The organism is Micrococcus sp. KRD012 (assembly GCF_017168555.1).
Lineage (GTDB): Bacteria > Actinomycetota > Actinomycetes > Actinomycetales > Micrococcaceae > Micrococcus > Micrococcus luteus.
The window spans coordinates 526,020-529,985 of record NZ_JABFBB010000003.1 but is presented as its reverse complement, the minus strand read 5'-3'; the positions used below and the strand labels follow the sequence as shown (position 1 = coordinate 529,985).

3 protein-coding genes are annotated in these 3,966 nt (G+C 74.7%); all 3 read right to left on the bottom strand.

What is annotated here, in order from left to right:
• A partial coding sequence (locus tag J1M37_RS02920) for a hypothetical protein (protein ID WP_206452054.1) occupies nt 1-1,594 on the bottom strand: 1,594 nt, incomplete at its 3' end.
• A 65-nt stretch (nt 1,595-1,659) separates the two neighbouring features.
• Nucleotides 1,660-3,396, bottom strand: coding sequence for a murein biosynthesis integral membrane protein MurJ (gene murJ, locus J1M37_RS02915; RefSeq protein ID WP_342214071.1), 1,737 nt, complete (start codon nt 3,394-3,396; stop codon nt 1,660-1,662).
• Nucleotides 3,397-3,489: 93 nt separating this feature from the next.
• Nucleotides 3,490-3,966 (bottom strand): NUDIX hydrolase (locus tag J1M37_RS02910; RefSeq protein WP_241250750.1); only part of this gene is annotated, 477 nt, incomplete at its 5' end.

Genomic DNA, 3,966 nt, shown 5'->3' with positions numbered 1-3,966 from the left:
GGGTGGGGGAGGGGCTGGTGCTCTCCGACGGCGACGGGGTGTCCGATGCGGACTCGGACGACGCAGACTCAGACTCGGACGACGCGGCCGCGGCCTGCGGGGCCGGCCCGCCGCGCAGGTTCTGGGCCAGCAGCACCCCGCCCACGACGAGTGCGGCCAGCAGGCCGAGCACGAGGAGCAGGGCCAGCGGACCGCCGCCGCGCGTGCGGCCGTTGCCGTCGCCCGGGTCGGCCACCGTGGCGCCGTCGTCGCCCCCGGTGGTGGCCGGGGCGGCCAGAGCATCCGGAGCCGCGGCGGCGGACGTCGAACCGGCAGCCGCCGCGGTGGCCCCCGTTGCGGCCCCGGCAGCCACCGGCGCGGCCGTGCTGCGGGACTCCTCGTGGACGGGCGGCGCGGACTCGGCCACGATCGCTCGGCGGGGGACGGGACGCTGGCGCCGCACGGGGATCGCCTCGGTGTCCGGGGCGACCGGCTCCGGCGCGTCGGTCTTCTCGGCCGCCACGGGCTCGACGGGCTCGGTGGGCGGCGTGGCCCCGTCGGCATCGGCGTCGGTGGCCTGCGCGGCGGCGGCCCCCGCCGCGACGGCCGGGAGTGCGGCGGTGCCCGCCTGGGCCTCGCGCTCCGCGGCCTCGCGTTCCTGGGCCGCGCGCTTCTCAGCCTCGCGCTCCGCGGCCTCCCGGGCCCGCTCCTCCTCGGCACGACGGCGGGCCTCGGCCCGGCGCTCGAGCTCGCGGCGCTCGGCCTCCTCCCGCTCCGCGGCCAGCCGGACCTGCTCGGCCTCCCGCTCGCGCGCGGCCCGCTCCTCAGCCTCCTGCTCCGCCTGGCGACGGGCGCGCTCGGCCTCGGCGCGGCGCTCCTCCTCGGCACGCTCCTCCGCCTCCCGACGCTCGCGTTCTGCGCGCTCGGCGGCCTCCCGTTCGGCGCGTGCCTTCTCCTCGGCCTCCTTGCGCTCCCGCTCGGCGCGCTCGGCGGCCTCCCGCTCCGCCCGCTCGCGCTCCTCCTGCTGCTTCCGGGTGGCGGCGTCCGCCGCGGCCAGGGCCGACGCCCCGGCGGCCGCCTTCGCCGCGGTGCCGTCGGAGGGACGGACCCGCTCGGCGAGGCGCTCGGAGAGGCGGTTCAGGAACCCGGGACGACGCTGGGCCTCGTGCTCGTCCGCGCGGAGCCGGCGGTCGAGGTCGGTGTAGTACGCCTCGTCGTCGTCGTAGGCGTGGGGGTCTCCGGTCCGCGACTCGCCGAACAGCTCGGAGCCGAGGCTGTCCGTCTGGAACGGCTCCACGTACAGCTCCTGCGGGTACGCCAGACCCAGCAGGACGTCCGGGTCGGGGTCCCCGCCGGCGATCAGGTACGTGCGGCCCTCGGACAGCCCCAGGTCGAGCACCTGCACGTCGTCGGTGCGCTCGCCCGTGGCCAGCTCCCGCGCGGACGAGGCCACCTGCGTGGCGTTCTCACGTGAGGCCACGAGCACGGTGACGCGGCGGTTGAGCACCTGGTCCGTGCCCAGGAACACCATGTCCTGGTCCGCGGACGTCACCACGTGCTGGGTGATGCGATAGCGGCCGCCCAGGACGGCGCCGACGGCGATGGGCTGGGGCACGGGCTCTTCTCCTGACGACGGGGTCGGAATCCGATGATACGTGGCGTGGCCGTCGCGGCCAGAGATCAGCCGACGCGCAGCAGACGACCCAGCGCCGGCACGCGGGCGACGAGCGGCCGGAGGGCGTCGTCCAGCTCGGGGAACCGCATGGCCCGCAGCACCATCAGGTACACCGGACCCATCGCCACGGCCGCCACCGCGCACGTGAGCAGCGCCGTCCCGATGGAGTTCCACGCGAACCCGCCGGTGTACCCGCCCAGCAGCCACACGACGACGACGCCCGCGGCCGCCGCGGCCAGCGCGGCCAGGCCGGTCTGGACGTGGGCACGCAGCACGGATGCGAGGCCGTAGTCCCCGAACCGGCGCACGGTGAGCACATGGGTCAGGACGAACTGGTACACGTACGAGACGGACGAGGCGACCGCGACCCACAGGGCCATGGACCACAGCGGCAGCAGCATCGCGCCCGCCCACGAGAGCAGCAGCATCAGGAGCGAGCCGCTGACCTGGACCACCATCGGCACCTTGGCGTCCTCGGCGGCGTAGAACACGCGCAGCAGGTAGAAGGAGCCCGAGCGGAACGGGATGGACAGCGCCAGCGCGAGCAGGACCGAGCCCACCGCGACGCCGGCCACCATCGCCGTCTCGGCCGTCGAGCCGAAGACGCGGCCCAGGGGGCCCGCCAGGACCACCACGCCAGCGAGGCAGAACATCAGCGGCACGGTGAACGCGCGCAGACCCTGCGCCGTCGTGCGTCGCACCGCGGACATGTCCTGGCGGCCCATGGCGCGGGCCAGCCGGTTGAAGAGCACGGTGGCCAGGGAGAGCACGAACACCGAATGGGGCAGCACGGCCATCAGCATCGCCATGTTGTACGCGGCCACACCGGGGATGGCCGCCTGCGCCATCTCGGCGCTCCAGGTCTCCGTGCCGGGGATGCGCAGCTCGCCGCGGTCGCGGGCCTCCGTGGCGGAGGTGACGTACCGCTGGCACAGCAGGAGCACCACGTTCGTGGCGACCATCGTGATCAGGGTGTACCCGGCGATCCGGCCGGTGTCCCGCAGGCCGATGCCCTTCCAGCCAAACCGCGGGCGCAGACCCAGGCCGAGCCCGCGCAGCGGCAGGAAGAGGATCACGGCCTGCAGCACGACGCCCAGGGTGTGGCCGCCGGCCAGCACGACCGTCTGTGCGCTCGTCCACCCGGCGAGGTCGTCCCCGGCCCGGTACGCCCCGAACATGCCCAGGTACAGCACGATCGCGCCGATCGCGACGACGTTGTTCAGCACCGGCGCCCACATGTAGGCGCCGAAGCGCCCGTTGGCGTTGAGCACCTGCCCCACCAACGCGTACATGCCGTAGAAGAACACCTGGGGCAGACACCACAGGGCGAACACGGTGGCCATCTCGAGCTTCTCCGGCGACCAGCCGCGGGTCAGGGCCGTCATGAGCGGGGCCGCCGCCAGCATGACCACCACCGTGCCGGCGAGCATCACGAGCGTGCCGAGCGTCATCAGGCGGGAGGTGTAGTCCGCGCCCCGGTCGGCGTCGCGGGCGTGCTTGATCAGCTGCGGCACGAGCACGACGTTGAACACGCCGCCCACCAGGAGCAGGTAGATCACGTTCGGCAGGGAGTTGGCGATCTCGAAGATGTCGGCCATGTCCGCGGACAGGCCGATCGCCACCGTCACCAGCGTCGCACGGACGAGGCCCAGCACGCGGGAGAGGAGCGTGCCGGAGGCCATGATCGCGGTGGACCGGCCGGCGCGGCGCTCGCCCTCGGGGGTCTCGTCCGCGGGGTCCACGGCGGCCGGATCCGTGGCGGGGGCGGGGTCCGTCGTCGTCGGCTCCTCGTCGGCGACGCCGGCGTGGGCGGGGTCCTGCGCTCGGCGCGTGGATCAGGGGCGGGGGCCCCGGGCACCGCCCGGGGGGAAGTGCTGGTCGACCACCTGGCGGGCCAGGTCGACGATCCGGCGCTCGTTGGCGAAGGAGAGGCGGCGCGCGACGTCCTCAAGGCGCACCCACGCGACGTCCACGGCCTCGTGGTCCGGGTCGTTCTCCGTGGTCAGCTCGCCGCCCGTGGCGCGCAGCAGGAAGTGGTGCACGGTCTTGTGGACGCGGTGCCGGGCGACCGTGAACCAGTAGTCGATCGCGCCGAGCGGCTCGAGGATGTGGCCGGCGATCCCGGTCTCCTCCTCCACCTCGCGCACGGCCGCCTGCCGGTGGTCCTCCTCACCCTCGGGATGGCCCTTGGGCAGGCACCACTCGAGCCGACCACCGCGGTTGTAGCGGGCGATCACAGCCACCTCGAGGCCGCCGTCATGCTCGCGGACGATGACGCCGCCGGCGGAGACCTCCTCCACCGTGGGCAGGGA